This window comes from Halobacteriovorax sp. HLS (assembly GCF_004006665.1).
Taxonomy (GTDB): Bacteria; Bdellovibrionota; Bacteriovoracia; order Bacteriovoracales; family Bacteriovoracaceae; genus Halobacteriovorax.
Window position 1 is genome coordinate 37922 of the sequence record NZ_QOCL01000001.1, and the last position, 14340, is coordinate 52261.

Consider the following 14340-nt stretch of genomic DNA (forward strand, 5'->3'; position numbering starts at 1 on the left):
AAGTAAACTTATTTTACTTAATTATCTGACTTTTGGAAACACTTAACTTAAGAAATCTTACGAGAAGAATAAAAGCAAAAAGATAGACGCCATAATTCAAGATAAAATAAAGAAAAAATGCCGCAAGGCGTATGGATGCTTGTAAGACAGGATGTTCTAGAATAAATGGGACGTATTTTGGAGCTGTGGCATAGTAGTAATCAACCAATAATCTGCCAACTCTATATTTCATAAGGTAGCTATCTCTGATATAGCGGAAGTAATCTAAGACATAGTGCTGCTTCATGAACCCGGCCGAAATAAAGTAGCATTGGTTCTTCTCCAAAAATTCAGCAATAGATAAAGGCTGGGCCTCTAAAGTATCTGCAAAGAATGTGAAAAATCCAAACTTATCTCTTACTGCAATTGTAGTATGATAAGTCCTTTCGTTTGTTAGGTTTTTTAAATCAAAGTAGCCACTCGTATTCACTGGTATCTCATCATCAGTTGTCAAAAGCTCTTTGGACGAATTTAAATCAGAGAATTTTGGCGAACCAGACTGAGTAACTGTATTATCATAGGCTACAACATCTCTAAAATAGGTCTGTATTGAAGGTACTGTATAAGTATATCTAAGTCTCTTATCCCCGATCGTTGCTTGAGTGAGCACAGGTTGGATAGAAGGTGCAGAAGTGTAAACCGCGCCACTAATTTTCAATTCAATAAAGATACCATCAGTTCCAGATGTAGGATCAGGAAGGTCTGTATCTATTCCAGACTCAGATAAAAAGAGATAAAGAGTCGTAGTTTTAACTGAAGTTAGTGTCGTACAATCAACTAGGGCCGAAGCACAAATCGTACTCATTGAAAAACTCGAAACCACACCATCACAAGTTGACGAACCGCCACAGCCAACACTCGATCTTCCAACATAAATATAATCTGTCCCAGATGGGTCATCAGCGTAAAGAGTTGGGTAGACGGTATTGCCAGTAGAGTTAACAATATTAATCGTTATATTCAGCGGCGAGCTAGAAGCCGCTGTCGGTAAAGAAGTTCCGAGAATATGATTATCTGTTTGAGTTGTACCCCCACTGATAGGTACATAGAGCTTTAATGGAGCACTGGTACTAGTCCCATCGCCGCCTATCGTATTGTAAACATCATAAATATTAGCAATATTAACAAGAGGTGTCGTGGTGTCAGATAATCTAACAGTACTAGCAAAGCTGATAGTAGCGAAAAGAAATAGTATTAATAGAGCAAGTATTTTTTGAGTTTTAAACATCTTAATTATTATCTCAATAATTAACGAGAATCGTCAAATTAATTGAACTTGTCAGCATAAGCTAAGCATGGAATATTTCTAAGTTATGAAACATTATTTAATCCTGTTAACTATTCTTTGTTTAACTGCCTGCATTGGACCCGAAGAGGCGAAAGATAAGTCCTTGGTTGTCTCATCAATGGCCGATGGAGTTGAAAAGCAATTTCCACAAATTAAACACCTTCCAATTGAAGAGTTTTTAAAGCTAGAAAAAGCCAGTTATGTGCTAGTAGATGTTCGCTCCCCTAATGAGTTAAAAACAAGCACTCTACCAAACTCTATTACTAAGGCCGAGTTTGAAGCTAATATTGACCAATATAAGAATAAATTAGTCGTGAGCTATTGCACCATTGGTTACAGAAGTTCAAAGTATGCTATCCATCTTCAAAATAAAGGCTTTAAAGCAGTAAACTTAAAAGAGAGTATTCTTGGCTGGGTTATGAAGGGACAAAAGGTTTACAGTAAAGACATAGAAACGAATAAAGTTCACGTTTATAGTGACGCTTGGAATTTACTTCCTAAAGGATACATAGGAGTCTACAAATAGAAGCTCTAGTTAATATTAATGGATTAATTACAACTGCTGAACAAGCGAAGATCTCTGTTTTTGATCGTGGTTTTCTCTATGGAGACTCAATCTATGAAGTCACTCAAACCTTTAATAAGAAAATTTTTAAACTTGAAGAGCACTTAGATAGGCTGTGGTTTAGTGCAAGTAAACTAGGTATGCCAATAACTCTTTCTAGAGAAGAAATAACTCTACAAATACAAAGGGTGGTAGATGCCACTGATGCTCAGAATATCTATATAAGAATTGTTCTCACTCGAGGAGAAGGAGAAATAGGACTCGACCCTGCTCTTGCAACCAATAATAACCTAATTATTATTACTAAAGCTTTAGCAGCGAACCCTACGTGGTGGTATGAGAAAGGAGTGCATATGGTTGTTGCACAAATTCTTAGAAATTCAGTAAATGCCGTGGACCCAAATATTAAGTCAGGAAATTACTTGAATAATGTTCTCGCCATAAGTGAGGCCAAGAACAAGGGCGCATTTGACGCTATTATGTTAAATGCTAAAGGACAAATAACTGAAGCAACCACTTCCAATATTTGGATTGTCAAAGACAATATCTTATTCACTCCTCCAATTGAGACTGGTCTGCTTGGAGGGATTACACGAAAGTCACTTATTGAAATAGCAAGAGACCATGGTTACGTCGTCAAAGAGGAAAACTTCAATGCCGATCAGTTAAAGGCTGCTGATGAATGCTTTTTAACAAGTACTACTAAGATGATTGTACCGATTACAAAAATCGATAACGAATTCATTGCTAATGGGCAACCTGGAACGACAACACAGAAGTTACTTAAACTCTACAAAGAAACATTTGGAATATAAATGGAATCAGAAACTCAGAAAAAGACGAATCGCTTAATTGAAATCCTACGTGAAGGAAAATACCGACGTGATAGGGCCCCATTGATCATTTTCATAATACTATTTATGATCTCTGCCTTAACTTATATGAAGTTTCAAATGCGTGAAAAAGAAAATCAAAAATACTTTATTTCAAGAGGAAGCTACTTCGATATAAAAGATATTCAAAAGGCAAAAGAGTTAAATATTGACCTAGCTCAACTAGGAGAACAAAGAAATCATATTCTCTATTATATTTTTACAGAACTCTATGATTTAGAAGTGCTGAATCAACTTCAAAAAAGTGGAATTAATTTCTTTGCAACTAATATAAAGTCTTACAACGCTCTTGAACAAGTACTGATGTACTCTACTTTAGGACCATCTTCTATTAATATCATCTCAAAAAATATCGCCACTCTAGTTGAGCTAAAGCTAGAAATTAAAGAGGCCACAATTCGAGAGCTATCTAAGAAGTGTGAGCAGTATGCGATGAGTTGTGTAAATATGGCCATATATTTCAAGATTATAAAACAGGAAGAACATACAAAGAGCTATGCTAAAAGAGCATGCTACCAATCAGAAAAGTCAAAATATTGCGAAGTCGTCAAAGACTATATAAAGGAATAAATATGTTACAGCAAAAGAACACTCAACAGTTATCAAGAGAAGAGCTCAAACATGTACTAAGCGTTGCTCGAGGAGATGGTGAGATTGATATTCTCATAAAGAATGTAAAGATTCTTGATCTTGTTAACGGAGAAGTTAATGAAAGCGCTATTGCAATTGCAGGAAAGACAATTGCAGGAACTGGTCTGGAGTATTTAGATCAAAAAGCGAAGCGAATAATTGATGCTAAAGGGGCAACTGCTGTTCCTGGTTTTATAGATGGTCACCTACATATTGAATCCTCAATGATGCATCCTTTTGAATTTGAAAGACTGACTCTTCCCCTTGGAACGACCACAGCGATTTGTGACCCTCATGAAATAACAAATGTTATGGGTGATAAAGGGTTTAGCTGGTTTTTACGTTGTAGTGAACTTATGAATCAAAACCTATTTGTACAAGTTAGCTCATGCGTCCCTGCCCTACCTGGCTTCGAAACGAATGGAGGGCCATTCCCGCTAGAGAAAATGAAAAAGTATAAAGAGCATAAGAATGTTCTAGGTCTTGCCGAAATGATGAATTTTCCCGGCGTTATTAATGCTTTCGATGATGTTCTAGATAAAGTAGAAGAGTTCCAAGAACTTAACTTAGATGGACACTGCCCCCTATTACAAGGAAAGGAGCTTAACGCATATATCGCAGCAGGGATTCAAAATTGCCATGAGACCATCACTCAAGAAGAGGGAAAAGAAAAGCTCTCTAAAGGAATGTCTCTTATTATAAGAGAAGGAAGTGTTGCCAAAAACTTAAAAACACTGGCCCCTCTAGTAAATGACTTTAACTCTTGCCAATGTCTACTTTGTACAGACGATAGAAACCCGTATGAAATCTTTAATGAAGGACATATCAATTACCTTATAAAGAAAATGATTAATGAGATAGGAATAGCTCCTCATGTTGCTTATCGACTAAGTTCATTTTCTGCAGCTAAACACTTTGGTCTCAAGAGATTGGGACTCATTGCTCCTGGACGCCAGGCAGATATTGTACTCATTCAAGACTTAAAGAAAGTAGATATTCAAGATGTGTTCATGAAAGGTGTTCCTGTTAAGGAGTTAAATCTTCCAGACCAAATTCAGCAAAAGCTGGATCAATCGGCTCCTCCAATCGAAAATACGATGAAAAGAGCTCCACTTAGTGCAGAAGAAATAAAGTTCAATATCACTGCAGGAACATATAACGTAATCGAAATTGTTAAAGATGAAATCATTACTAATCATTTAAAAATAAAGCATGATGGAAAGAGTTTTGACTCAGATGATATTAGGCTTATTTCTGTAATTGAAAGATATGGAAAAAATATTAAACCTGCTCTAGGACTTGTAAAAGGTTCTGGGCTTAAATCTGGAGCAATAGCTTCCTCTGTCGCTCATGACTCTCACAATATAATTGTTATCGGAGAGAATGAGGAACAAATGACCATAGCAGCTAATAAGCTTATCGAAATGGGTGGTGGTTTCTGTGTTGTGGACAATAATAAAGTTACAGCAAGTCTAGCTCTACCTATCGCAGGCCTTCTAAGTCTTGAAAATGCTGAAGTCATTACAGAAGGTATTATTGAACTTAAAAAGGCATGTCAGGATATTGGAGTTCACTTAAATGAGCCATTTATCCAAATGGCATTCTTAGCGCTTCCGGTTATCCCAAGCCTAAAGATCACAGACAAAGGACTTGTAGATGTTACGAAGTTTGAATTTATAAACTTAAAAGATGATTAAAAGAATAACTCCTAAGACAGTTTTAAAGTATATCCGCTGGTGGCCACCTTTGCTCGCCAGTGGAATAGCCGTTGAATCTTTTAATGATGATTTGAGTATTGTTACCGTTAGAATGAAACAACACTTTTTTAATACGAACTATGTTGGCTCTCACTACGGCGGCTCTATCTTTAGCATGACTGATCCTTTTTGTATGTTCATGCTGCTACATAAACTTAAAAAAGATCATATTATCTGGGATCAGGGCGCAAGTATTGAGTTTGTAAATCCGGCCAAAGGCACTATTCGCGCGACTTTTAAAATTAGTGATGAAAGAGTTAGAGAAATAGAACAAAATTGTCTTAATAACTTTAGCCATCGACCAATTTTTGATGTTGAGGTTATAGATGAAAATGGACAAGTAGTTGCGAGAGTGAATAAAACTCTCTACATTCGAAGAAAAGATGCAAAGAAGAGATTTCCTAAGAAAGTAAATACCTAAGCAGATCAACCTTGATTGATCTGCCTAAATTAATTTAATTATTGTAATTTTTCATTTAAAAAGTGTAAGAGAAGCTCTTCTTTATCCATTTTTAATTTGTGATCCTTTAAGTACTTACTCAGCTTCTCTTCTAACAATCTTGCTGAAGCTAATTTCCTAATTTCTTCTTTTTCTTCATGACTAAAGCCTTTAGTCATAACGAATGAAAAAATATCTTTAATATCAACTTCATTTCCGAGGTCTTCAATTGTTGCCATAACAAGTTCGGCCTCTTCTGTTTCAGTCTTAGAAAAATTTATTGTATATTTTCTTATAACCTTGTGCTCCTGAGGAGTATCCATTACTTTTGTGGCCTTAGCAGCTTTAGTAGTCTTCTTAACCTTCTTTGGTGCTGCTTTTTTAAAAGGAGCAATCATTTTTAAACCTTGCTTTTCAACATCTTCCATGTCGTCATCTAAAACTGTTTGAGAAAACTCAAAATTACCGTCCTCATCCATTCCAATGATTCCGATGGCCTCTAAATTTTGTTTGGTTTCAGTATTTATAGATTGAAAGTTCATAGACACTCCTTGTCTTAGAAAGAATTAAAAAATTGTTAATGATTTATTTTAACAGGAGTAGGAAAAATTTCAATTATTAATAGAGACATCAAAAGATAATTTAATATCTACATGAGTTATCGCGGCCAATATTTTTTCCACATGTATTGTAGCTTCATCACTCCAGTGTAAATTATCACTAGAATAAAAGACTGCAACCTCGTGACAAACTAAGTCGCCAAACTTCTTTTCAAATGAAGAAGCTTCAACTTTCAAAATCTTACATATACTTTTTAAAGCTTTTAAAAACTCTTCTTCATCAGACTCATCTAAGTGAAACCCGTAAGTCACACAGACATTAGAGTCTGACTTCTCTAATAAGTTCTGTACAGGAAAGGTATCAAGCAACTCGTCGCTGATACCTTCTAAACCGAGATGTGTTGTGAGTAATTGTTTCTGTATATTCATCATCTAAAGACTTTCCTTCGCACTATATTCTATACAATATATTGAGTTTATTCAGCTAGAAAAACTTCTTCATTCAAAAAATAAGTTTTCACGAGGTAAGTATCTGTTTTTATATAAAGCTTTTTGGTAAATATCTGAAATGTTAATTGACAACTAAGAGTAGATTGGATAAAAACATCGAACACGTATCCCAGAAAATGACGCAGGGTCTTAAACTTAAGATGTGATACGTGAAGGCCATGTGCCCTCGTCAATAATAAGGAGTCTGATATGGCAAAAGCAACTACGGGAAAATCTCGTTTTAAAATTCAAAGAGCTCTAGGGCTTGAACTTCCAGGTCTTGGTAAAGCTGGAGCACTAGAAAGAAGGCCATACGGTCCAGGTGTTCACGGAAACAGAAGAAAGAAAGTTTCTGACTATGCTGTTCGTCTTAAAGAAAAGCAAAAATTAGTTTACCACTACGGACTACGTGAAAAACAACTAGTTAGTTATGTTAAGCAAGCTAAGAAAATTAAAACAAGAGCATGGATGGATACACTTATCCTTAACCTAGAGTCTAGACTTAACAATGTTATCTTTAGATTAAACTGGGCACCATCAATGGCTGCAGCTTCTCAAATGGTTGCTCACGGTCAAGTTCTTGTAAATGGTAAGAAAGTTGATAAGTCTTCATTCGTAGTTAAAAAAGGTGATGTACTTACTCTATCTGACAAAGGTTATGCGAATCAAATTTATAAAGGTTCTGTAGAGTCTCCAAGAATGGCAACTGTTCCAGCATGTTTCAATATTGAAGCAGATAAGAAGAAAGCAACTATGATTGATGCTCCTCTTACTTCTGACATTCCATTCGAATTCGAGCAACAGCTTGTGATCGAATATTACTGGAAAGTAAAATAATTTATAATTCAATTTATAGATATAATTAAGGCTCCTTTTAGGAGCCTTTTTTTTTGCCTATTGAGGATCACCTTTATTGAGACGTGTCTTGGGTAGTAAGATTGAATGAGGCTTAACCGTAACTTTCTCACCTACAATCACATCTCCCATAATCGAGGCCTTCAGCCCTACCGTAGCTCCCTTCTTTATAACAACAGGAGCAATAACTAGAAATCCCCCCTGTGCATAATGAGCAAAGAGAGTGGCAGAACCACCGATAGTAACATTATCTTCAAGAGTAATTAGACAAGGGTCAGAAATATTGCTGGTATTGATCATTACTCCCTTACCTACTTTCATTCCCATCATCTTATAAAAGAGAACATTTAGTGGCGTTGGAGTCACAAGATCTAAGAAGGTATATCTAACAAGTTGAACTAGAGCATTGTGATAGTACCAAGGCAGTGACTTCAAAGAGTACCAATTCCCTCTCCATGGTTCTAATTTTAAAAATAAGATTTTATTAAACATCGGGACAACAAAAATAATGCTCACTCCGTAGAGGAAGTATCCCATTCCGATGGCCATAGACATTAAAAATGAATGTCCTAGTAAATTAAAGTCATGCGAGAATTGATACACACTAGAAACTAGCAAGTATGCAGGAGTTATCGCAAGGCCTAAAGAAGTAATGCAGACGATAGTGATTGGGGCCATACTGAGTATGAAAGCAAGGCCTTTAAAGGATCTTAGTAAAGACTCAATAATTCCAGCAACTCCTTTTAACTCGGAACGATTAGATTTTAAATCTACTCTTGATGATTTCTTAGGTGAGCTCGTGTCTTGAAGATGTGGAGTATCTTCAAGGTCTTGGTGGTCTTCATTCTTATGTTTTTTCATAGGAATAATTATACCATAATTTAGATTTTTATCGCTTTCTTAATTTCGTAGAGCTAAGACTTTTAAACTCATGATCTCCTAGAAAAATCACATTAAGCTGTGGGTTGTGCTCCTTAGCTTGTACTGTTACTGCTTCAAGACTCTCTAAAGAGTGATCTCTAGATAGTACATAAATATTTGATAAATTTAATAAGAGCTCTTCAATGTCAATCCATTTGAACAAAGCTTTATAATTGTCATCTCCCATTAAAAATGAGCAATCAGTAGATACGAGTCTTCGAATCCAGTGGGAAGTGGGATTTGGTTGCTCGAGACCAAAAAAACCTGGAAAGATACTATAATTCGTTTTTTCAAATTTACGGCAAATCTCTAGATAACTCTTATAATAACATCTTGCTAAGCTTCTGTCTTTCCAAGGGCTACTATCAGGTACAATTACAATATTTTTGGCAGGGCACTTTCTTAAACATTCACTATGACCTTCATGCCATGGATTAAATGTTCCACCATAAAAAGTAATTTCTTCTTTATTAAAGTGACCTTTCTTAAATAAACTTGGAATAGTTAGGTGGCCTTCATCAAATAGTCCCCACAATTTACCTAAGGCCTCACAGACAATAGCGCCATCACTACCTTCAAATTCTTCAATCGCTATTAAATCAAGCCATTGATAATCAGAGTGTTTAATCTTTGTTTTTGAAGTCGCATAAAAGCACTTAAGTCCTTGCCTCTCAGATAGTGGTATCATTTCCTCATGTGCAATAGAAGGTAGGGCGATAGAACTAGATTTGGAATCTTTTTTAACAAGAATCTCTAGAGACTTTTCACTTTGATATAAAAGCACGAGTTTATGTTTCAATTAACTCTCCTCTTTTATTTCTTGAATTAAATTGAAGAAGGTCAGTCGTATAAATAATTAGCGCAATCCAAATAAAGAAAAAGGCGAATAAGTGTGTTTGGGAAAAGTTTTCGCCGTAGAAGAAAACAGCAAGAATAAATTGTAATGACGGGGCAATATATTGTAAAAGTCCAATTGAAGTGAGAGGTATTTTCTTAACCGCCATATTAAAAGCAAGCAAGGGAGTCAAAGTCACAATTCCAGCAAGCATGGCCATAAATTTTTCGTAATGACCAATATCAAAGAAAACAACTCTTCCTAGATTGAAGCGATATAATAAAAGAAGGCCGACAGGGATTAGGCAAAAACACATTTCGAAGAAGAGTCCTTCAAGGGATGGTATTCCTATCTTCTTTCTGATGAGACCATAAAGTCCAAAGCTACTTGCTAGGACAATAGAGATCTCGGGTCTGCCTACTCCATTTGTAAGGAGAATAATAAGTCCAATAGTGGCCAAGAAGACGGCGACCTTCTGCTTAGCTCTAAGTTGTTCCTTTAAAATAAAGACCCCTAAAGCGACATTGACTAAAGGGTTTATAAAATAGCCTATGCTTGCTTCAAGCACATGCCCATTGCCAACGGCCCATACAAAAACAAACCAATTAACAAAAATAAGGATTGAGGTTGAAAGTAGACCAATACGTTTAGCTTTAGTATCGAGACAACTCTTAAGCTTCTGAGTAGGCCATTTAAAAGAAAATATTATTAGTAATGTGAGAATGCCCCATATGATTCTGTGACCGAGGAGCTCATAAGAGTCAATACTACTTAACTCTTTCCAGTAAATAGCAACAACGCCCCAAAAAGAGAAAGCAAAAATACCTTGTATATAACCTTTATTCATAAGGAGTTTATACCAAGTTTCCTCCTACAATGTCATCAAGGACTAGTTCACAATATTTTGTTTACAATCTGGCCGAGCATGCTAACTTATAACATGACTAGGAAGTAAGATGAGATTCAAAACACAGGTCGAAAATATTGATCTAACAATTGAGATTTACAAAGACCCTGACTACAAGGCAACCAATCCACTCGCAAGATTCTCCATGCAAGACCTTGATGAACTTAAAGAAGGAACAGTCCATATTTACTCTTTAACCGTCCTTAGCACAAAGGGTGATGAAACAATGTCCCACTACACTACCGGAATCTTGCTAAGTGCTGACGAATCGGACATTCAAGATGAGCTGCAGGAGATATTAGAGGACTTTGGTATTGTAGATCACGTCCTAAAACACTGGGAGCTCAATAATTCTAGTAACTTAAGACCGTCTTGGGCATTGACACCTGAGTAAAAATTACATTTTCCCTACATCGCTAGGCCGCTGTACTCTATATTTATATGAATACTAATAATTAAAAGGTTCATATGAATTTCATGAAATTACTTATCCTATTTCTACTGTGCTTTAGAGTCTCTGCTACTGAATTTCAAAAATTTGAGAAACATCTCGAATATATAAGAACTCATAACTACTCGAGTATTAATAAGAAGCATTTCGCAATTTATCAGCACACCCTAAATCTAGGAAGTTACTCCCTAGACTATTTAAATACGAGACAAAATGGGAATGGACTCTTTCTTGAGCTAATTAAAGAGAGCTGGAGAAGTTATATTAAAATAACAAAAGAGCTTCAAGCGGATCACAATTTACTAAAAGTTAGTGAGTTAACTGGTGAACAGGCCTTGAACCAATTATTCATTATTGAGAGAACACAATCTCTATACAATACATATATGGATAATAAGCAAACGAGGGTTATTCTTAAAGATCAATCATTAGTACTAGAAAATAAGCTGAAATCCTTTTTAGAAACTACACTAAGTTCAAAGGTAAGAGATCGCATAAACTCTATCATCAAAATTGTTGAGAGAAATGAAGTTGAAAATAAATTCGAATCAATTATTTTTACGAAGTACAGTAATAAAGAAGCTCTAAATTCATTTGCAAATCTTGATGCTCACGTCAGTGACTTCTTTAGCAGGCTCTTAACAATATCAACGAACTCATTGAGCTATTCATTTGGAGCAATAGCTGGCCCTATTGAATGGGGAGATGGTGGACAACTAAGAAATGATCGAGCAGCTATAGATAAAATCTACCAGGAATTGAAACCATTAGATATTATCTTTGAGAAAAAAGCCTATAAGCTTACAGACTACACAATTCCGGGATACTGGGGACATAATGCAGTTTGGCTAGGAACTAAAGAGCAATTAATTGAATTAGGAATTTGGGAAAGCAAGGAGCTTGACCCCTTCAGAGATAGAATCGAAAATGGTCAATCGATTTTCGAAATGAGAAAATGGGGTATAACTTTTGCTAATTATGAAAAGTGGATAAATATGGATGCCTACGCCTCTATAAGAGTAAAAGGGATCTTAGAAAAATCTAAAGAAGATTTGCTTAAAATCTTTAGAATTTTTGGCGAGCAGATGGATAAGTCCTATGACTTTGGATTTAATGCTGATACATCATTTAAAATAACTTGCTCAGAAGTAATATACTTGGCCTATGGTGACTATAATTGGCCTACAGAGAGAATTTTTGGAAGAAATACTATTAGTCCAAATGGTATGGCCGAGGCTATTTTTTATAAGAACTCCCCTTATCAATTTGTCTCTTACGTTACAGGAGATGAAGATAAAGGAGCGACATTTCACTCAAAGGAATACTTTGCAAATCTTATGGGTTTTAATGCTAAAAAAGATGGTTCTTTTAAAAAGAGATATAACGAGTGCAGACTAAAATACAAGAGGATTAGAAGAGGTTCTATAAAACTTATCAATCATTGTATTAAGAAAGAAAAATATCTTTCTCTATAAAAAAAGGACTCGAAAGAGTCCTTGAATTAAAAACAACGACCTTCGTACTCGTATACTTTTTGATAATATCTTTCATCACCATCAAAGTCTGCGACAATAGTTTCTGAGCCCGGAACAAGAAAAGAAACCTCTAGATATTTAGAAATAATATCATAGTGGAACTGAACATCTTTCCATCCATTACGTCTACGATACTGAGTTCTACATACCCTTCTTCCATTAGCATCAACTTCACAAACTGTGTATGGTTCATCCCAAGTACAAGATTCTCTATCTCTTATAGTATCACCGTGCTCAACTTCAGTTCTTATATCACCTGCAATATCATAAGGCTGATTAACTTGAGCACTAGTTAAGTTAATCTGTCCATTATCAGTTGGGATCTTTACACCTCTAGGGATTTTAAACTCGTAAGTTATTCCTTCAACAATAAGTCTTATTCTCTTTTTTGACTTTAACTTAACTTTGGACTCGAGATAACTACCTTGTTCAATAACGACAGTTTTTCCCTTTGAGTCTTTTAAACTGATATTATCTAATGCTGAAAAATTTCCCGTAAGAGTGTCACAAGAAGTAAATAGAGCTAAAGCTGAAATAAGAATTAATAATTTTTTCATTGATGTGCTCTTCTGATAATAGCATTACAGCTAGCTGAAATAGTTGGGCCATTATTTAAAGGTCCTGTGAAGATCTGTGAAGAAAACTCACCGACTCTGCAATTATATCTACAATCGAACCTTCTCGTTGCAAGCAGAGCTCTACCATTTGGCCCACGATACCAAATATTATATGTATAATTAATAACTCGAATTGGCCTTCTTGCATCATTCCAGATTTCACACTGAAGTGTAGGTCCATAGTGAACAATTCCTTCGACTAGATCATTACGAGTTGGAGGATGACCTGGGTGTTCTTCTTGGCCTGCAAATAGACTCAATGAAGATAGTGTCGCCATAATAAACACTAATAGTTTTAAAGATTGCATTATCAAACTCCCTTTTGATTTAAATGAATATCTTTAATTATTGTAATTTTATTGGAATAAGCAAATGAAAAAAAACTGTAAAAGCCTCACTTTTGATAAGTGAGGCATGAATATATTTACTGACACTGTCCTTTATGCATGAATCTCTCTTTCATCTTCGAAGCATCTTTTTTACTATACCAATGCTTACCGTAGGCCTTTCCATTCACTGAAAGCCTATACCAAGACTTATTTCTTGGATGACTCTCTAGAACACATGATGGTGACTGACTCGAAGCAATTTCTCTTTGTGCCAGTGCATGTGAATTTGCTGCAATCTCAGTCTTGGTCGCACATGATGCAAATAACATTGATATAAACGTTAGTGTTACTAATTTATTCATTATCTCCCCAATGTTTTAGCGCAATTAGCATATCGGTAAGACAATCTAAATGCTTGAGTCAAAAACTCACCTAACAACCATAAGTCACTGAAATGTTTAAGAAAAAAGATCAAGATGACATAAAATAACCTATTTTTTCGTGACCTTTTTAATATTTTCAAGTACATATATAAATACAAATATTTATTTCGGAGAAAACTCGATGAGTGAACAGACTAAAATTTATAAAACTTCAATTGTTCCTGAAAATGGACATCTTGTGTTAGCGAGAAAGAATGAGACGATAGCTACTTCTCTTCAAATTGAAATTGTTCACATTGCTATTTTCGCACTGGTTTTGTTTTGTATGTTTATCGGTATCTGGAAGGCCGCTGGGAAAGCAGAAAGAGATGCTGAAAACAAGGCAAGTGCATCAGGTCTAAATCATAAATAATTAAAAATCTAGATGAAATGTAACAGGGCCATCATTTGTAATGGAAACTTCCATTAGTTCACCGAAGGCCCCAGTCTCTACAGTAACACTTTGCTTCAACCTTTCACAGAACTCTATAAATAACTTCTCGGCCATATCAGGTGCCATAGAATTATCAAAACTAGGTCTATTGCCTTTTTTTCCATTCCAAGAGAGTGTAAATTGACTAATTGCTAGAACTTCTCCGCTTGATTCAATTATATTCTTATTCATCTTTAAATTTTCATCTGGAAAGATTCTAAGGGCCAAAATTTTCTCAATAGATTTATCAAGAACTATTTCTGTATCGTCTTTTTCAAAACAAACTAAGAGCACAAGCCCATTTTTTATTGAACCTACGACAGAGTCGCCTACTTTTACAGAAGATGCTTTTGATCTTTGAACAACAATCTTCAA

The 14340-nt window shown here is 35.4% G+C and carries 19 protein-coding genes; 9 read left to right on the forward strand and 10 right to left on the reverse strand.

Annotation, left to right across the window (positions count from 1 at the left end; all coding sequences use genetic code 11):
* Positions 1-13: 13 nt before the first annotated feature.
* Positions 14-1267 (reverse strand): CFI-box-CTERM domain-containing protein, encoded by a 1254-nt coding sequence (locus DPQ89_RS00190; protein ID WP_127713971.1) that lies wholly within the window; start codon positions 1265-1267, stop codon positions 14-16.
* Between the two features lie 85 nt (positions 1268-1352).
* Between DPQ89_RS00190 and DPQ89_RS00195 the strand changes: the two genes are divergently transcribed.
* The 5 genes from DPQ89_RS00195 (at position 1353) to DPQ89_RS00215 (ending at position 5593) form a co-directional block, all read left to right on the forward strand.
* Positions 1353-1853: a rhodanese-like domain-containing protein gene (locus DPQ89_RS00195; protein WP_127713972.1), complete on the forward strand. Its 501-nt coding sequence runs from the start codon at positions 1353-1355 to the stop codon at positions 1851-1853.
* 89 nt (positions 1854-1942) lie between these two features.
* Positions 1943-2707 carry an aminotransferase class IV gene (locus DPQ89_RS00200; RefSeq protein WP_255411283.1) on the forward strand — a complete coding sequence of 255 codons (765 nt, stop codon included), beginning with the start codon at positions 1943-1945 and terminating at the stop codon, positions 2705-2707.
* Positions 2708-3355, forward strand: coding sequence for a hypothetical protein (locus tag DPQ89_RS00205; RefSeq protein ID WP_127713974.1), 648 nt, complete (start codon positions 2708-2710; stop codon positions 3353-3355). It begins immediately after the preceding gene.
* Positions 3352-5112 carry an adenine deaminase gene (adeD, locus tag DPQ89_RS00210; RefSeq protein WP_370350387.1) on the forward strand — a complete coding sequence of 587 codons (1761 nt, stop codon included), beginning with the start codon at positions 3352-3354 and terminating at the stop codon, positions 5110-5112. Before DPQ89_RS00205 ends, adeD begins: the two co-directional genes overlap by 4 nt.
* The gene (locus DPQ89_RS00215) at positions 5105-5593 is read left to right on the forward strand and encodes a DUF4442 domain-containing protein (protein WP_127713976.1); all 489 of its coding nucleotides are present in this window, start codon (positions 5105-5107) and stop codon (positions 5591-5593) included. Before adeD ends, DPQ89_RS00215 begins: the two co-directional genes overlap by 8 nt.
* 38 nt (positions 5594-5631) lie before the next feature.
* On the opposite strand, the gene DPQ89_RS00220 is transcribed toward DPQ89_RS00215, so the two are convergent.
* On the reverse strand, positions 5632-6153 hold the full coding sequence (locus tag DPQ89_RS00220; protein WP_127713977.1) for a hypothetical protein: 522 nt from the start codon (positions 6151-6153) through the stop codon (positions 5632-5634).
* A gap of 69 nt (positions 6154-6222) precedes the next feature.
* The gene (locus DPQ89_RS00225) at positions 6223-6603 is read right to left on the reverse strand and encodes a hypothetical protein (protein ID WP_127713978.1); all 381 of its coding nucleotides are present in this window, start codon (positions 6601-6603) and stop codon (positions 6223-6225) included.
* 267 nt (positions 6604-6870) lie between these two features.
* Here DPQ89_RS00225 and rpsD point away from each other — a divergent pair, with 267 nt between their 5' ends.
* Positions 6871-7497, forward strand: a complete 627-nt coding sequence (gene rpsD, locus DPQ89_RS00230) for a 30S ribosomal protein S4 (RefSeq protein ID WP_127713979.1) — start codon at positions 6871-6873, stop codon at positions 7495-7497.
* Between the two features lie 57 nt (positions 7498-7554).
* On the opposite strand, the gene DPQ89_RS00235 is transcribed toward rpsD, so the two are convergent.
* Genes DPQ89_RS00235 through rarD form a run of 3 tightly spaced genes read right to left on the reverse strand, consistent with a single transcriptional unit; the run spans position 7555 to position 10118 of the window.
* A complete protein-coding gene (locus DPQ89_RS00235; protein WP_127713980.1) occupies positions 7555-8376 on the reverse strand; it encodes a hypothetical protein in 822 nt (273 codons plus the stop codon).
* A gap of 28 nt (positions 8377-8404) precedes the next feature.
* A complete protein-coding gene (locus DPQ89_RS00240) occupies positions 8405-9235 on the reverse strand; it encodes a hypothetical protein (protein WP_127713981.1) in 831 nt (276 codons plus the stop codon).
* Positions 9225-10118 (reverse strand): EamA family transporter RarD, encoded by an 894-nt coding sequence (gene rarD / locus DPQ89_RS00245; RefSeq protein WP_127713982.1) that lies wholly within the window; start codon positions 10116-10118, stop codon positions 9225-9227. Before rarD ends, DPQ89_RS00240 begins: the two co-directional genes overlap by 11 nt.
* Positions 10119-10227: 109 nt before the next feature.
* Here rarD and DPQ89_RS00250 point away from each other — a divergent pair, with 109 nt between their 5' ends.
* The gene (locus DPQ89_RS00250; protein WP_127713983.1) at positions 10228-10572 is read left to right on the forward strand and encodes a hypothetical protein; all 345 of its coding nucleotides are present in this window, start codon (positions 10228-10230) and stop codon (positions 10570-10572) included.
* Between the two features lie 83 nt (positions 10573-10655).
* Positions 10656-12104: a YiiX/YebB-like N1pC/P60 family cysteine hydrolase gene (locus tag DPQ89_RS00255; RefSeq protein ID WP_164848198.1), complete on the forward strand. Its 1449-nt coding sequence runs from the start codon at positions 10656-10658 to the stop codon at positions 12102-12104.
* 26 nt (positions 12105-12130) lie between these two features.
* On the opposite strand, the gene DPQ89_RS00260 is transcribed toward DPQ89_RS00255, so the two are convergent.
* From DPQ89_RS00260 to DPQ89_RS00270, 3 genes are all read right to left on the reverse strand, one after another.
* Entirely contained in the window at positions 12131-12721 is a 591-nt protein-coding gene (locus DPQ89_RS00260; RefSeq protein WP_127713985.1) for a hypothetical protein, read from the reverse strand.
* Positions 12718-13089, reverse strand: coding sequence for a hypothetical protein (locus tag DPQ89_RS00265; protein WP_127713986.1), 372 nt, complete (start codon positions 13087-13089; stop codon positions 12718-12720). Before DPQ89_RS00265 ends, DPQ89_RS00260 begins: the two co-directional genes overlap by 4 nt.
* Before the next feature lie 116 nt (positions 13090-13205).
* The gene (locus tag DPQ89_RS00270) at positions 13206-13472 is read right to left on the reverse strand and encodes a hypothetical protein (protein WP_127713987.1); all 267 of its coding nucleotides are present in this window, start codon (positions 13470-13472) and stop codon (positions 13206-13208) included.
* Between the two features lie 202 nt (positions 13473-13674).
* Between DPQ89_RS00270 and DPQ89_RS00275 the strand changes: the two genes are divergently transcribed.
* Positions 13675-13905, forward strand: a complete 231-nt coding sequence (locus tag DPQ89_RS00275) for a hypothetical protein (protein WP_127713988.1) — start codon at positions 13675-13677, stop codon at positions 13903-13905.
* Here the strand turns inward: DPQ89_RS00275 and dtd are convergent, their stop codons facing one another.
* Positions 13906-14340: a D-aminoacyl-tRNA deacylase gene (gene dtd / locus DPQ89_RS00280; RefSeq protein WP_127713989.1), complete on the reverse strand. Its 435-nt coding sequence runs from the start codon at positions 14338-14340 to the stop codon at positions 13906-13908.

What these genes read in the sequence shown, in the direction of transcription:
- DPQ89_RS00190 (WP_127713971.1), bottom strand. Translation starts at nt 1,267, where the DNA reads ATGTTTAAAACTCAAAAAATACTTGCTCTATTAATACTATTTCTTTTC.
- DPQ89_RS00195 (WP_127713972.1), top strand. Translation starts at nt 1,353, where the DNA reads ATGAAACATTATTTAATCCTGTTAACTATTCTTTGTTTAACTGCCTGC.
- DPQ89_RS00205 (WP_127713974.1), top strand. Translation starts at nt 2,708, where the DNA reads ATGGAATCAGAAACTCAGAAAAAGACGAATCGCTTAATTGAAATCCTA.
- DPQ89_RS00215 (WP_127713976.1), top strand. Translation starts at nt 5,105, where the DNA reads ATGATTAAAAGAATAACTCCTAAGACAGTTTTAAAGTATATCCGCTGG.
- DPQ89_RS00220 (WP_127713977.1), bottom strand. Translation starts at nt 6,153, where the DNA reads ATGAACTTTCAATCTATAAATACTGAAACCAAACAAAATTTAGAGGCC.
- DPQ89_RS00225 (WP_127713978.1), bottom strand. Translation starts at nt 6,603, where the DNA reads ATGATGAATATACAGAAACAATTACTCACAACACATCTCGGTTTAGAA.
- rpsD (WP_127713979.1), top strand. Translation starts at nt 6,871, where the DNA reads ATGGCAAAAGCAACTACGGGAAAATCTCGTTTTAAAATTCAAAGAGCT.
- DPQ89_RS00235 (WP_127713980.1), bottom strand. Translation starts at nt 8,376, where the DNA reads ATGAAAAAACATAAGAATGAAGACCACCAAGACCTTGAAGATACTCCA.
- rarD (WP_127713982.1), bottom strand. Translation starts at nt 10,118, where the DNA reads ATGAATAAAGGTTATATACAAGGTATTTTTGCTTTCTCTTTTTGGGGC.
- DPQ89_RS00250 (WP_127713983.1), top strand. Translation starts at nt 10,228, where the DNA reads ATGAGATTCAAAACACAGGTCGAAAATATTGATCTAACAATTGAGATT.
- DPQ89_RS00255 (WP_164848198.1), top strand. Translation starts at nt 10,656, where the DNA reads ATGAAATTACTTATCCTATTTCTACTGTGCTTTAGAGTCTCTGCTACT.
- DPQ89_RS00260 (WP_127713985.1), bottom strand. Translation starts at nt 12,721, where the DNA reads ATGAAAAAATTATTAATTCTTATTTCAGCTTTAGCTCTATTTACTTCT.
- DPQ89_RS00265 (WP_127713986.1), bottom strand. Translation starts at nt 13,089, where the DNA reads ATGCAATCTTTAAAACTATTAGTGTTTATTATGGCGACACTATCTTCA.
- DPQ89_RS00270 (WP_127713987.1), bottom strand. Translation starts at nt 13,472, where the DNA reads ATGAATAAATTAGTAACACTAACGTTTATATCAATGTTATTTGCATCA.
- DPQ89_RS00275 (WP_127713988.1), top strand. Translation starts at nt 13,675, where the DNA reads ATGAGTGAACAGACTAAAATTTATAAAACTTCAATTGTTCCTGAAAAT.